This is a genomic window from Pseudomonas frederiksbergensis (assembly GCF_035751725.1).
Taxonomy (GTDB): Bacteria; Pseudomonadota; Gammaproteobacteria; order Pseudomonadales; family Pseudomonadaceae; genus Aquipseudomonas; species Aquipseudomonas frederiksbergensis_A.
Window position 1 is genome coordinate 252,584 of record NZ_CP142104.1, and the last position, 14,531, is coordinate 267,114.

The 14,531-nt window shown below is 62.8% G+C and carries 10 protein-coding genes; 9 read left to right on the forward strand and 1 reads right to left on the reverse strand.

All coding sequences use genetic code 11. The annotated features are described in order from the left end of the window. Window positions 1-303: 303 nt before the first annotated feature. From VQ575_RS01145 to VQ575_RS01185, 9 genes are all read left to right on the forward strand, one after another. Window positions 304-1,149, forward strand: coding sequence for a sulfotransferase family protein (locus VQ575_RS01145; protein ID WP_039592590.1), 846 nt, complete (start codon window positions 304-306; stop codon window positions 1,147-1,149). Between the two features lie 52 nt (window positions 1,150-1,201). Continuing rightward, window positions 1,202-6,904, forward strand: coding sequence for an Ig-like domain-containing protein (locus tag VQ575_RS01150; RefSeq protein ID WP_325918894.1), 5,703 nt, complete (start codon window positions 1,202-1,204; stop codon window positions 6,902-6,904). 40 nt (window positions 6,905-6,944) lie between these two features. After that, window positions 6,945-8,456, forward strand: a complete 1,512-nt coding sequence (locus tag VQ575_RS01155; protein WP_325918896.1) for a TolC family protein — start codon at window positions 6,945-6,947, stop codon at window positions 8,454-8,456. Between the two features lie 13 nt (window positions 8,457-8,469). Then, window positions 8,470-9,255 (forward strand): aspartyl/asparaginyl beta-hydroxylase domain-containing protein, encoded by a 786-nt coding sequence (locus VQ575_RS01160; RefSeq protein ID WP_045154779.1) that lies wholly within the window; start codon window positions 8,470-8,472, stop codon window positions 9,253-9,255. Further along, a complete protein-coding gene (locus VQ575_RS01165; protein ID WP_045154780.1) occupies window positions 9,243-10,223 on the forward strand; it encodes a sulfotransferase family protein in 981 nt (326 codons plus the stop codon). The genes VQ575_RS01160 and VQ575_RS01165 overlap by 13 nt, the downstream gene beginning before the upstream one ends. 45 nt (window positions 10,224-10,268) lie before the next feature. After that, window positions 10,269-10,529 carry a DUF2789 domain-containing protein gene (locus VQ575_RS01170; RefSeq protein ID WP_039592595.1) on the forward strand — a complete coding sequence of 87 codons (261 nt, stop codon included), beginning with the start codon at window positions 10,269-10,271 and terminating at the stop codon, window positions 10,527-10,529. Window positions 10,530-10,647: 118 nt separating this feature from the next. Beyond that, complete coding sequence (locus tag VQ575_RS01175) at window positions 10,648-11,229, forward strand: alpha/beta hydrolase (RefSeq protein ID WP_039592596.1); 582 nt, start codon at window positions 10,648-10,650, stop codon at window positions 11,227-11,229. Between the two features lie 47 nt (window positions 11,230-11,276). Next, window positions 11,277-12,212, forward strand: coding sequence for a sigma 54-interacting transcriptional regulator (locus tag VQ575_RS01180; RefSeq protein WP_325918898.1), 936 nt, complete (start codon window positions 11,277-11,279; stop codon window positions 12,210-12,212). A gap of 181 nt (window positions 12,213-12,393) precedes the next feature. After that, window positions 12,394-13,176: a MetQ/NlpA family ABC transporter substrate-binding protein gene (locus VQ575_RS01185; protein WP_039592598.1), complete on the forward strand. Its 783-nt coding sequence runs from the start codon at window positions 12,394-12,396 to the stop codon at window positions 13,174-13,176. 96 nt (window positions 13,177-13,272) lie between these two features. Here VQ575_RS01185 and VQ575_RS01190 read toward each other — a convergent pair whose 3' ends face one another. Next, window positions 13,273-14,433 carry an AAA family ATPase gene (locus VQ575_RS01190; protein ID WP_039592599.1) on the reverse strand — a complete coding sequence of 387 codons (1,161 nt, stop codon included), beginning with the start codon at window positions 14,431-14,433 and terminating at the stop codon, window positions 13,273-13,275. Between the last annotated feature and the right edge of the window lie 98 nt (window positions 14,434-14,531).

Here is a 14,531-nt window from a genome sequence, read left to right on the forward strand (position 1 = left end):
AATTCCTCGTCCTTCAGGTTTATAGGTCTCGCAATGCCCGGCGTTTGAAAGACAAGAGAGCGATCAGCCTGACTCCTTGATCCCTGGCCTGGTCACGCACGGCTGAGCGTAGACCGGGATGTTTGATTTTGCCGGGCGAAGCGGGTGGAAAAATGTCGCGACACGGCTTAAACGATTCAGGTTCCCCGAGCGTCTCTACCGTCCATCTTTTTTACGGTTTGGGGTGAGTTTGATATCAAAGTACTACTAGGCGAAGATTGTTTCCTCGGCTACGCTTGGCGGTACAAAAGGACTACAAACAAGGTGAAGGGATTGCCGCAGTTTCACTTTATTTCCGGTTTACCGCGCTCAGGCTCGACCCTGCTTTCTGCCATTTTGTTGCAGAACCCGCGCTTCCATGCCGGCATGACCAGTCCCGTCGGCACGCTGTTCAGCAGCGTCCTGCAGCAATGCAGCGCCGGCAGCGAGTTCGGCTCGGTGATCGACACCGACCTGCGCCGCCGCCTCTTGCGTGGCCTCTTCGATTCCTACTACGCCGACAAAGCCGATAAACCCGTCATCTTCGATACAAACCGCCAATGGTGCGCGCGCCTGCCTGCCCTGCAGGACCTGTTTCCCCAAGCCAAGACCATCGCTTGCGTGCGCAACGTCGCCTGGATCCTTGACAGCCTGGAACGGCTTTACCGTGCCAACCCGTTCGAAAATACCAAGCTTTTCAACGACGATGATGAGCGCAATACCGTCTACAGCCGTTGCGAAACCCTGGCCCAGCGCAATCGCCTGGTGGGCTTCGCCTGGACCGCGCTGAAAGAGGCCTACTACGGCGAGAATGCCGAGTCGCTGTTGATCGTCGACTACGACTTGTTGAGCCAGGCGCCCGAGCGCGTCATGCGGCTGGTGTACGAGTTCATCGGCGAACCCTGGTTCGAGCATGATTTCAATCATTTGACCTACGACGCGCCAGCCTTTGACCAGGCGTTGGGCGTCGCCGGCCTGCACAAGGTCAAGCCCAAGGTCGCGCCCCAAGCCCGGCGGACCTTGTTGCCGCCGGATCTGTTCGAAAAGTATGCCGAGTTGTCGTTCTGGCGCGATGGCGCTGCCAGCGCGGCCAATGTCATTCGTATGAAAACCGACGCCGCGGTCAGCTGATCGCGGTTTTTTTCATTGGCGTGTTGAAGAAGTTCGAGTCCGGGTGATCGTCATGTGGTGGAGCAAACGCAAATCGCGGGTAACCGAGGGCGCGCAAGCCCTGGCATCGCCAATGATCATGTCCCTGGAGCCGCGAATGCTCTTCGACGGCGCGGTGGCGGCCACCGTGGCCGATGCGGCGCAATCGGACGCGCAACCGACTGCCGAGGCGGCCAAGACGCCCACGGCGGACCAGCCGGCCGACACCCATGCGCCCCAAGGCCAGGCCGACGCCACCGAGGCTGCCGTGCCGGGCAAATCCGTGGTGTTTGTCGACTCTCGAGTCAAGGACGCTGGCAGCCTGCTGCAAGGCGTCGCCCCCGGTACCGAGGTGGTGCAGCTGGACGCCACCAAAGACGGCCTGCAGCAGATTGCCGATTATCTGGACAGCCACCAGGGCGTCAGCTCGGTACAGATCATCGCCCACGGCAACGCCGGTGATTTGTGGTTGGGCAACAGTTATCTGTCGGCGGATAACGTCCAGGCCCGCAGCGAAGTCCTGGCGCAGATTGGCCAGGACATGAACGCCGGCGGCGACATCCTGATCTACGGCTGCTATACCGCCGAAGGCGACCGCGGCTTGAGCCTGGTCAACTCGTTGGCGCAGCTCACCGGCCGCGACGTGGCGGCGTCCGACGACCGCACCGGCCTGGGCGGCGACTGGGACCTGGAAATCGCCACCGGCACCATCGAAAGCGCCAACGTGCTCTCGGCCAATGCCATGAGCGAGTACCAGTGGGGCCTGGCCACCTGGACCGCCACCAACAACCTCAATTCGGGTATCGGTTCTTTGCGCGCTGCCCTGAGCTCGGCACAGAACGGCGACATCGTCACGTTCAATAGCACCATGACCGTCTCCCTGACCCAGGTGCTGGTGGTCGACAAGAACATCACCATCGATGGCGACCTCAATAACGACAACGTCGCCGACGTGACCCTCGACGGCCAGTACCGCACCCAGATCATGCAAGTGACGTCCGGCACCACGGCCACCCTCGATGGCCTGGTGATCACCCGGGGCATGGTGGCGGGCAACGGTGGTAACGGTGGCGACGACGCACTGGTATCCCAGGGTGGCGGTATCTACAACGCCGGCACCTTGACCCTGCGCAACGTCACGGTGACCGCGAACGCTGCTTCGGGCGGCGGTGGCGGCGGCGGTGTGACACCGCAGTACGCCGGTGGCGGCGGCGGTGGCGGTGGTGCGATCACGGGTGGTACCGGTGGCAAGGGCGGCGACACGCTCAACTCAACAGGTTCCAACGGCACGGCCGGGCAGGGCGGCGCGGGCGGCGGCTTCTTCAACATTGGCGGGCGTGGCGGCTCCACCACGGGGGGCGCGGGTGGTGCGGCGTATCCGGGCTACAGCACCGGTTCGGCCGGTGGCACGGCCTCCAGCGGCGGCTTGTCCATTGGCGGTGGTGGCGGTGGCGACGGCTATAACGACATCGGCGGCGCCGGTGGCGGTGCGGTCGGTGGTATCTACAACGATACCGGCGCGACCCTGCGGATCATCGGCAACTCGGTCATCTCCAACAACGTCGGTGCCGGCGGTGGTGGTGGCGGCGGCGGTGCCGGGGGTAGCTATTACCAGGCGGGTGGTGCGGGCGGCGTCGGTGTCGGCGCCATCTGGAACAAAGGCTCGATCCTGATCACCGCCGCCAACTTCGCCGCCCTGGCCGGCAACGTCGGCGGCAGCGGTGTGGGTGGAACCAGTGCCGGCAGCGCGGGCGTTTCGCCAGCGTCGGTGGCCAACGTCTACGGCGATGGCGGCACCATCAACACCAACTATGTGCCGGACGAGACGCCACCCACCGCGACCGTCGTGGTGGCCAATACCAACCTGAACTCCGGCGGCACGTCGACGGTGACTATCACCTTCTCCGAAGCCGTGACGGGCCTGACCGCGGCGGACCTGACGGTGCAGAACGGCAGCGTCGGCACCTTGACCAGTGGCGACGGCGGCATCACCTGGACCGGTACGCTGACGGCAGCCAGCAACATTGCCGACACCACCAACATCATCACCCTGAACAACACTGGCGTTGCCGACCTGGCCGGCAACGCTGGCGTTGGCACCACCGACTCGAACAACTACGCCGTCGATACCCAGCGTCCGACCGCCACCATCGTGGTGGCCGATAATGCGTTGAACATCGGTGAAACCTCGCTGGTGACGATCACTTTCAGCGAAGCCGTCACGGGCTTCACCCTGGCCGACCTGACCGTTGCCAACGGCTCCTTGAGCGGGCTGAGCAGCAGCGACGGCGGCATCACCTGGACCGCAACGCTTACCCCGAGCGCCAGCGTCAGCGATGCCACAAACCTGATCATCCTGGCCAATACCGGCGTGGCCGATGCGGCAGGGAACAATGGCAGCGGCACGACCAGCTCCAACAACTACGCGGTCGACACGCAGCGGCCCACCGCTAGCATCGTTGTAGCCGACACCTCCCTGAGCGTCGGCGAAACCTCCCTGGTGACCATCACTTTCAACGAAGCAGTGACAGGTTTTACCGCCGCCGACCTGACGGTCGCCAACGGCACGGTTACCGGCCTGAGCAGCGGCGACGGTGGCATTACCTGGACCGGCACGCTCACGCCAAGTGCCAGCACCAGCGACGCCAGCAACCTCATCACCCTGGATAACACCGGCGTGAGCGACGCAGCGGGCAACGCTGGCAGCGGCACCACCGATTCCAACAACTACGCCATCGACACGGCGCGTCCGACCGCCATCGTGGTGGTCGCCGATCCGACTGTCGGTGCCGGCGAAACCTCGGTGGTGACCATTACCTTCAGCGAAGCGGTGACCGGCTTCACCCTGGCCGACATGACCGTTGCCAACGGCAGCCTGAGTGGCCTGAGCACCAGCGACAACATCACTTACACGGCGACGTTCACGCCGAGTGCGGGCGTCAGCGATGCCACCAACCTGATCACGCTCAATAACACGGGCGTGGTGGATGGCGCGGGCAACACCGGCAGCGGTACCACCGACTCCAACAACTATGCCGTCGACACCCAGCGTCCGACCGCCACCATCGTGGTCGCCGACACGGCGCTGAGCGTCGGCGAAACCTCGCTGGTGACGATCACCTTCTCCGAGGCGGTCAGTGGCTTTGACAATTCGGACCTGAGCATCGCCAACGGTACGCTGAGTGCGGTCAGCAGCAGTGATGGCGGCATCACCTGGACGGCCACCTTCACTCCAGCCCTCGGAGTCAGCGATACGTCCAACGTCATCGTCTTGAACAACACCGGCGTCAGCGATGCGGCAGGCAACACCGGTACCGGCACCACCAACTCCAACAACTACCAGGTCGACACCAACGTGCCGACGGCGACCATCGTGATTGCCGACGCCACCTTGAGCATCGGCGAGACGTCGTTGGTCACTGTGACATTCAACTCGGCGGTCAGCGGCTTCGACAATGCGGACCTGACCGTCAGCAACGGTACGCTCAGTACCATGAGCAGCACCGACGGCGGCGTCACCTGGACGGCCACGTTCACGCCGAGCGCGAGCATTTCCGATACCAGCAACGTGATCACCCTGGACAATACCGGCTTGATCAACGCTGCGGGCAATGCGGGAGTTGGCACTACTGATTCCAACAACTATGTAGTGGATACGGTGCGTCCAACGGCGACCATCGTAGTGGCCGACACGGCCATCGGCGCGGGTGAGACGTCGCTGGTGACCATCACCTTCAGCGAGGCCGTGACCGCGTTCACCAGTGCTGACCTGACGGTTGCCAACGGCGTGATCTCGGGGCTGAGCAGCAGCGACGGCGGTATCACCTGGACCGCGACCTTTACCCCGACCAACGGGGTCAACGACAGCAGTAACGTGATCTCGCTCAACAGCGGCGGCATCATCGATCTGGCGGGCAATGTCAATGTCGGTACGGCCGACTCCAACAATTACGCGCTTGATACCCAGCGTCCAACCGCCACCGTGGTGCTGAGCGATTCATCGTTGAGACCGGGCGAAACCGCCCAGGTGACCATCACCTTCAGCGAGGCCGTGACCGGCTTCAGCAACGATGACCTGAGTGTTGCCAACGGCACCTTGAGCGCCGTGAGCAGCAGCGACGGCGGCCTGACCTGGACCGCCACGTTCACCCCGACGCTGGGCGTGAGCGACACCACCAACCTGATCATTCTCGACAACACGGGTGTGAGCGATGCGGCCGGAAACACCGGTACGGGCACCACCGATTCGGCCAATTACGCGGTCGAGACTCGCGTGCCGACCGCCACTGTCGTCGTCGCCGATACAGCGCTGAGCGTGGGTGAAACGTCGCTGGTGACGATTACCTTCTCCGAAGCGGTGAGCGGTTTCGACAACAGCGACCTGACCGTCAGCAACGGGACATTGAGCAATGTGTCTTCGACGGACGGCGGCGTCACCTGGACGGCAACGTTTACCCCGGCAAGCAACGTCACCGACACCAGTAACCTGATCAGCCTGGACACCACTGGCGTATCCAACGTTTCCGGCAACACCGGTGTCGGCGTCGTCGACTCCAACAATTATGCGATCGACACCGTGCGTCCGGGTGCCACCATCGTGGTAGGCGACACCACCCTGGGCATCGGCCAGACCACCACGGTGACCATCAGCTTCACCGAGGCGGTGTCCGGTTTCGACCTGTCGGACCTCAGTGTCGCCAATGGCGTGCTGTCCAACCTTGCCAGCAGCGACGCAGGCCTGACCTGGACCGCGACCCTGACGCCGACCGCGGGGATCAACGATGCCACCAACCTGATCCTGCTCGACGCCAGCAATGTGCAAGACAGCGCCGGCAACGCTGGCGTGGGCATCGCCATCTCCGCCAACTATGCCCTCGACGCCACCCGGCCGACCGCGACCATCGTCGTCGCCAATCCCAACCTGGGCGTGGGCCAGACGACCCTGGTGACTTTCACGTTCACCGAGGCGGTGACGGATTTCGACCTGTCGGACCTGAGCGTCACCAACGGCGATTTGAGCAACCTGACCAGCAGCGACGGCGGCAGGACCTGGACCGCGACCTTCACCCCTGCGGCAAATCTCACCGACCCGAGCAATTTCATTGCCCTGGATAGCAGCAACGTCAGTGACTTGTCGGGCAACGCCGGGTCAGGCGTGGCGGTGTCCAACAATTACGCGATCGATACCGTGGTGCCCAACGATGTGAAGCCACCACCGGAGTTCCTGACATCGGACCCGGTGACGGTCATCCCGCCGTCCGAGGTGCCGCTGCAACCGATCGTTTTCATGCCGCCAACGGGCAATCTGGGCTCGCCCCTTGGCTTCCCGCCGCTGTTCGAGCAGCGTGATGTCGGTGGGCTTGACCCCATCGGCAGCATTTTCATCAACCGTGGCGAGTTGGCACCCAGCTATATCGCCCAGGTGTTCAGCAGCGACGCCGCCGGGGACGGCTCGGGCCAGGGGTTCCTGGGCTTTGGCGGGGGCGACGGCGGTGTGTTCGGCAGCAGCACGATTTCCGGTTTGTTCAACCAGGACGCGGGTTCGGAAGGCGAATCGCTGGATGCCTTCGACAACCAGTCGATCAAGGGCGGCGAAGCGTCCCAAGGCATGCGCGGGGTATTTGGCGCACCGACCTTGGGCCAGCAACTGCAGCAACTCAAGGACACAGAACAACGTCAGGTGGATAGCCTGGCAATGGCTTTGAAACAGGCCGGCACCAGCCAAGCGCTGGCTTGAGAATTCCATAAAAAATACGGCAGCCAGGGGCAATCCAGGGATGAATAGAAGTCAGAAGTTATTCAGTATGAGTTTGCTGGCGTTGGTGGTCAGTGGTTGTGCGGTCACCAGCGAGCCGATCGATCGAAGCACCAGCGAGCATCGAGCCAAGACCGACCTGCAAAACATGTACAAGGACCAGGAGCCCCTCAGCGGTCCGCTGACGTTGCACCAGGCCATGGCCCGGGCGGTGAAGTACAACCTCGAAGGCCGCCTGAAAATCATGGAGGAGGCCTTGGCCAAGCGTCAGCTGGACCTGGCCAGCTTCGACATGCTGCCGCGCATGGCCCTCGATGCCGGTTACGTGGGGCGCAACAACGTCAGCGCCTCCAGCAGCCAGAGCGTGGAGACTGGTACCCAGTCCCTGGAACCGTCGACATCCCAGGACCGCGACCGTGAAGTGGCGGACCTGACCATGGTCTGGAACGTGCTCGATTTCGGGGTCAGCTACATCAGCGCCAAGCAGGCCGGCGACCAGCGGCTGATCGTGCAAGAGCGTCGGCGCAAGGTGATCAACACGATCGTCCAGGACGTCCGTTCAGCGTACTGGCGAGCCATGGCCGCCGAGCGTTTGCTCAAGCAGATCGACAGCCTCATGGCTCGGGTCGAGGCTGCACGCGGAAATAGCCAGAGCATGAGCGAGCAGCGCATCGGTGATGCGGTGCAGGCCTTGGGTTACCAGCGTTCGCTGATCCAGGCCACCCGCCAGTTGGAAGAGCAGCGCCGGGCGTTGTCCTTGGCCAAGACCGAACTGGCGACCCTGATCAACCTGCCCCTGGGCACCGAGCTGACCCTGGCGACCCAGGATGAATATGCCATCCCGGAGCTCAAGGTCGACCTGGCTCGCCTTGAACAGGAAGCCCTGGCCAGCCGGCCGGAACTGCGCGAACAGGATTACCAGACCCGCATCACCGCCGCCGAAACCCGCAAGGCCATGTTGCGCCTGTTGCCGGGGCTGGAGTTCTCCGCTGGCGGGCACTATGACAGCAACTCGTTCCTGGTGGAGCAGGGCTGGGCCGACTATGGCGTCAAAGTCACCTGGAACCTGTTCAATGTCATCTCCGCCCCGGCGGCCATCGACGTGGCCAAGGCCGGTGAAGAAGTCGCGGCGGCGCGGCGTCAGGCGATGTCGATCGCCGTGCTGGCGCAGCTGTACGTCGCCAATGCCAACTACCGCGAAGCCTTGCGCCAGTTCAAGACCAGCCAGGAACTGTCGGATATCGACGGGCAAATCGTCGGTCAACTGCGCAGTCGTCATCAGGCTGCAGGCATCGGCGAACTGGACCTGATCCAGGGCGAGCTGAACACCCTGCAGGCGGACCTGCGACGGGACCTCGCCTACGCTGACCTGCGCAACGCCTACGGGCAGATCTTCGCCAGCGCCGGCCTCGACCCGTTGCCGAACGAAGTGCAATCGACCCAGGTGCAGTCGATTGCCACGGCGTTGGCGAACCGCGAGGCGGCCTGGGCCCAGGGTGACATCACGGTGCCGAAGCCGCCGGTGGCACAATAACGGAGCGCCGGGGATGGCGCTTGCGGCGTTTTCCCGGCTGCCCGTCACGGTCAACCTACCGTTGCTGTTGCAGGCGCTGGCAGCCGTCGAAGAAGATCGTTGGCAAGGGCACTTCAACACGGCCTATCACAGCGGTGACTGGAGTGGCGTGGCGCTGATTTCGGCGGCCGATGCCCTGACCGAACTGTCGCCCGGGCGCGGCCAGCCCCAGCACCGCGCGCCCTGGTCAGAGGATGGTCGCTGGCAGGATGCGTTGGGTGATTGGCCCTTGGATATCGTCTCGGCCCGTCTGCTGCGGTTGGGGCCCGGTGGTCGCATCCATGAGCATCGCGACTATGACCTCGGCGGTCCGGACGCCGACGTGCGCCTGCACGTGCCGCTGCTCAGCTCGCCTGGCGTGGAGTTTTGGCTGGATGGGCAAATCATTCCGATGCGGGTGGGGGAATGCTGGTTTCTCGACTTGGCGCGTCCCCACCGCGTCGCTAACCATGGCGACCAGGCGCGGGTTCATCTGGTGCTCGATTGTCGTCCCGAGCCGTGGTTGGCCCAGCAGATTGCCGATGGGCTGCGTTCCACACCCGAAGCGGTCGTCGGGCAAAGCGATCTGGCCCGTTTTCAACAGCGTGTGGAAGCCGATCACCACCTTGCCCAGGCGCTGCAAGGGCTGCACGACCTGGACGTTTTCATTGAAACCGCGCTGGAGCTGGGTGCGGCACAAGGGCTCCATTTCACCCGGGAAGAGTTGCGCGCCGCCATGCGCCACGGTCGCCGACAATGGAGTGAGCAGTGGAAAGCCTGAATCTGCACGGCTGGTTGCCGATCCGCGTATGGCAGCAGGTGGGCGAGTGGCGTGTCGATTGGTGCTGGTTCGGCGATCGGCAACTGTCGCAGCCATTCTTCGGCGATGCCGTGGAAGAAGCGCTGCGCCTGCCCTTCAACCTGGTGTTCCGCCGCCAGACGCCCTTGAGTGCCTTGGGCCAATGGCAGCAATGTAGCCCGGGCCTGACGCCTAGCGCCTTCATCTTCCACGCCTCACGATGTGGCTCGACACTGATCAGCCAAATGCTTGCCCAATTGGACGACCACATCGTCATTTCCGAGCCGCCACCCCTGGATACGCTGCTGCGCAGTGACTTGCCGCCCGCCGAACGGCACGCGGCGCTCAAGGGGCTGATGTCGGCCTATGGGCAGCGCCGTCGAGGCGAGGAGCGACGCCTGGTGATCAAGCTCGACGCGTGGAACATCGGTGAATTGGCGCTGCTGCGTGAGTGCTTTCCCGATACGCCTTGGCTGTTCGTATACCGCGACCCCCTGGAAATTGCCGTTTCACATCTGCGCCGCCCTGGCATGCACATGGTGCCGGGGTTGATCGGGGCCAGTGTGCTCGACGACGCATTGCCATTTAGCGGCCGCGAAGACTTCGTTGCGCGACGGCTGGGACGACTGTTGCAGGCGGGCTTGGAACACTGCCGGGCCGGGGGCGGAGTGGCGGTCAACTACAGCGAGCTTCCCGAGGCGATGGCGGGTAGGTTGGCGGCATTTTTCCAGTTGGACCCAGCACAGCGCAGGCACGCATTTGCCGCAGTGGGCCGGCATGCCAAGCAGCCGGCGCAGGCGTTTGCCGGTGATAGCGAAGACAAGCGTCGAGAGGCTTCGCCATTGTTGTTTGAGCGGGTCAGGTATTGGGCGCAAACGCCTTACCAATCATTGGAGTGGCTGCGCAGTCATTCTTGTGGCGAGGGTCGTGCTTGCTCATTGAAAGGCTAGACTGCAAATAACGCCCTGCCACCTCTTCATCTCCAGGAGCCACACATGGAACCCCCAGTCCATAAGCTTCCCGCGTTATTCAAACAACTCGGCCTGCCCGACGACGCCCTCAGCATCGACCAGTTCATCGCCAGCCACTCGCCGCTCAAGCCTGGGCTGCATCTGGCCGACGCGTTCTTCTGGAGCGAGGGCCAACGGCAATTGTTGCGCGATGAAATTCTCGAAGATGCCGACTGGGCGGTGGTGGTGGATCAGCTGGATGTGTTGTTGCGCAAGGGCCGCAGCGAGTGGCCGGGATGTGGGTGACTTCCACAGAGAGATTCCTTTATTCGTTTTAAGCATTAACAAATAGCTTCTTATTCCTTAAATAATATAACGCTCCTCCTTATACTCGTCCCGGAACAGACACGCAGGAGAGCACCCCATGCGCAACGAATCGATTCGCTACCTGATCGTGCCGGGCTGGCAAGGATCGCCGCAAAATCATTGGCAAACCCACTGGCAGGCGAGCTTGCCCAATAGCGCCCGGGTCGAACAAGCGGACTGGCTGACCCCGCGCCGCGAAGATTGGGTCGCCGCGCTGGCCGAAGCGATTGCCGCCGACAGCACACCGGTCATTCTCATCGCCCACAGCCTGGGGTGCATCACGGTTGCCCATTGGGCCGCTACCGCGCCGGTGCAGCTCCTGCGACAGGTGCGCGGCGCGTTGCTGGTGGCGCCGGCTGACGTGGAGCGGCCTGCCTGCGCTCCGGCGCTGCGCAACTTCGCGCCGATTCCCACGGACCTGCTGCCATTCCCCAGCCAAGTGGTCAGCTCCGACAACGATGCGGCCGTCAGTGCCCCGCGTGCGCTGGAACTGGCACGCAACTGGGGAGCCGAGGCGGGAATCCTGGCAGGCGCGGGACATATCAACGTGAAGTCCGGGCACCAGCGATGGGAACAGGGTTTCGCTTATCTCTATCGCCTGCAAAACCGCATGGAGCATCACGCCCTGCGTCGCGCCTGAATTTTTAGCGCCCTCCGTCTCCCGGCGGTTTGGGGCGGGAGCCTGTCATGACTTTGCATGAAACCTTTGGTCAGTCGTTGCTGACCTTTCCCGATGCGGAAAAAAGCCCCCTGAGCATCCGCGCCAAGGCGCTGGTGTTCGTCGACCCACGTTCGCGGCGGCTGCGCCAGGAACTGGAGCAATTGGCGCCACGCTCGGTCTCGGTGTTGATTCGCGGCGAAACCGGCACCGGCAAGGAGCTGCTCGCCCGGCATATCCATCGCGAGAGCAATCGGAGTGGCTTGTTCGTTTCGGTCAATTGCGGTGCCATCAGCCCCACTTACGCCGATGCCGAGTTGTTTGGCTACGCCGCTGGCAGCCATAGCGGTTCGGCCAGCAGCCGGGCGGGGTGGTTCGGCTCGGCCAACGGCGGCACGCTTTACCTGGATGAGATTGGCGACTTGCCGCTGCCGATCCAGACGCGGTTGTTGGCGGCCCTGGAAAATCACGAAGTCACTCGTGTCGGTGCCCACCAACCGAGTCCGGTGGATGTGCGCCTGGTCGCGGCCACCAGCATCGACCTGGCGCAAGCGGTGGCGGCCGGGAAATTCCATGATCGGCTCTATCAATATCTGAGTGAGGGCCAGCTCGAGTTATCGGCCCTGCGCGAACGGGTGGGCGATATCCTGCCTCTGGCGGAATACTTCCTCGGCATCTATAGCCAACGCCTGGGCCTGGCTGTGCCGCTGATCGGCGAAGCGGCGCAGCATGCGCTGGAGCGGCACAGCTGGCCGGGCAATACCCGCGAATTGGAGAACGTCATCCATTTCGCATTATTGGTGAGTACCGGGGATGAGATTTTGCCGGAGCATCTGAACCTGTCGTCCCAGCCATCGACGCTGGAGCTGATCGACCGGCAGGTGGCGCAGGTCGTCGCCAAGGGCTCTGGCCCCGAGCGCCTGGCCCTCAAGGCGCTGCTCGATCGATGGAGCCAAACGCTGTAGTGCGAACCCGCTCCGGGTGCGGTTTGGCTATATGAGTAAAATGAATATGAACTTGAATAAAAGATATTGTTAAGGCATAAAAAATGTCGGTATCTTCCGCATCACGCCAGCGATAGCACTTCGCTGGCACTCTACTTTGGCCGTCGTCGATGACGACCGTGATTTTCGATAAGGACACTGCATGAAAAAGGTTCTGTTGTTCACCGCATTGGCGGCAGCCCTGACCTCGGGCCTGGCCCAAGCCGCGGAAAAACTGGTCGTCGCCGCGACCCCGGTGCCCCACGCCGAAATCCTCGAGTTGATCAAACCGGCCCTCGCCAAAGAGGGCGTGGACCTGCAGATCAAGGTGTTCACCGACTATGTGCAACCCAACGTACAGGTTGACCAGAAGCGCCTGGATGCCAACTACTTCCAGACCCTGCCTTACCTCAAGAGCTTCAACGAAGGTAAAGGCACCAACCTGGTAACGGTCATCGGCGTGCACGTCGAACCGTTTGGCGGCTATTCGAAGAAGGTCAAAAGCCTCGCTGAGCTGAAGGACGGCGCAACCATCGCCATCCCTAACGAAGGCAGCAACAGCGGCCGTGCCCTGATCCTGCTGCAGAAGGCTGGCCTGATCAAACTCAAGGACCCGAAAAACGCCTTGGCAACGCCGAAAGACATCGCCGAGAACCCGAAGAACTTCAAGTTCAAGGAGCTGGAATCGGCCATGCTGCCGCGCGTGCTGGATCAGGTGGACCTGGACATGATCAACACCAACTACGCGTTGGAAGCAGGTCTGAATCCGGCCAAGGACGCCCTGGTGATCGAAGGTTCGGATTCGCCTTACGTTAACTTCCTGGTCGCCCGTCCGGACAACAAGGACAGCCCGGCCATGCAGAAACTGGCCAAGGCCCTGACCAGCCCGGAAGTGAAGGCGTTCATCGAGAAGAAGTACAGCGGCGCGGTACTGCCGGCATTCTGATTGACGCGGTAGATCTTTTCACGGTTCCAAACGCCGGCGGCTAATACAGCGTCGGCGTTTTTTTGTGCGCAACAATGCTCACCTGTGGCGAGGGCGCTAGTCCGGCCAATGCCACGCTGGCTCATCCAATGCCCGCTGCCCGACGATCCCGGTCTGCCCGAAATCTTTTTCCAACACGATGCAGTTGCAGTGCTCGTCCTGCTCCAGTGCGGCAATCAAGCGCGAGGCATGGGATACGACCCAGACCTGGCAAGCGGCTGAAGCGCGGATGATCAAGCGCGCCAGGGCTGGCAGCAGGTCGGGGTGCAGGCTGGTTTCCGGTTCGTTGAGCACCATCAATGATGGCGGTCGCGGTGTGAGCAGGGCAGCCACCAGCAACAGGTAGCGCAGGGTCCCGTCCGACAGTTCTGCGGCAGTCAGCGGTCGCAGCAGGCCATGTTGCTGGAACGCGATGGCGAAACGTCCGCCCTGCAACTTTTCGATGTGCAGTCGGGCGCCGGGGAACGCGTCGCCAATGGCGGCATGCAACGCTTCGACATCGCCTATTTCGAGAATGGTCTGCAGGGCCGCGGCCAAATCGCGCCCATCGTGATGCAACACCGGCGTACGCGTGCCCAGTTGCGGTTGGCGCACCGGGGCGTCGGCGTCGCTGCGAAAGTGATCGTAGAAGCGCCAGCGGCGAATGAACTCGCGCATTTGCAGGACCTCCGGCGAAGCGCGCAGGCTGCCGACCTGGTCGAACAAGCTGTCGAAGGTCGGCGTGTGCTGGGACAGGACATCCCAGGAACGGCCATCACGGGCACGAACCATCGGCCCGTTGCGGTCCACCAGCAGGCTCGCCGGTCGAAACACCGGGCCGGCCCAGATGCACTCGCGCTTGATTTCCGGGTCCAGGGAAAACGCCGAGCGACTGGGGGCCGGCAAGCCGAGGGCAATCGAATAGCTGAAGTCTTCACCGGCAAATCCCAGGCGCAGGCGCTTGGTGCCTTGGCGCACGATCGCCTGCACCGGCACCTCGCCGTTGCGCATGCGCCGGCTGATTTCTTCCGGTCCGGCCCAGAAGGTCGAGTCCAACCCGCCCTCGCGGGCCAGGGCGTTTACCACTCCGCCCTGGGCCGTCTCCGCCAGCAGGCGCAGCGCCCGATATAGATTGGATTTGCCGCTGCCGTTAGGGCCGGTGATCAGGTTCAGCCGACCCAACGGAATGACCAATTTATTGATGGATCGATAGTTGGCCACCGCCAATGTCTTGAGCATGCATAACTCCTTTGCGTGGGCCTGATTAACAAGTCTGCCCGATTGCCGTGCATTCGGTGAACCCTGTTCTAAGCTCAGAGTCGTATCGTCACTGGTAC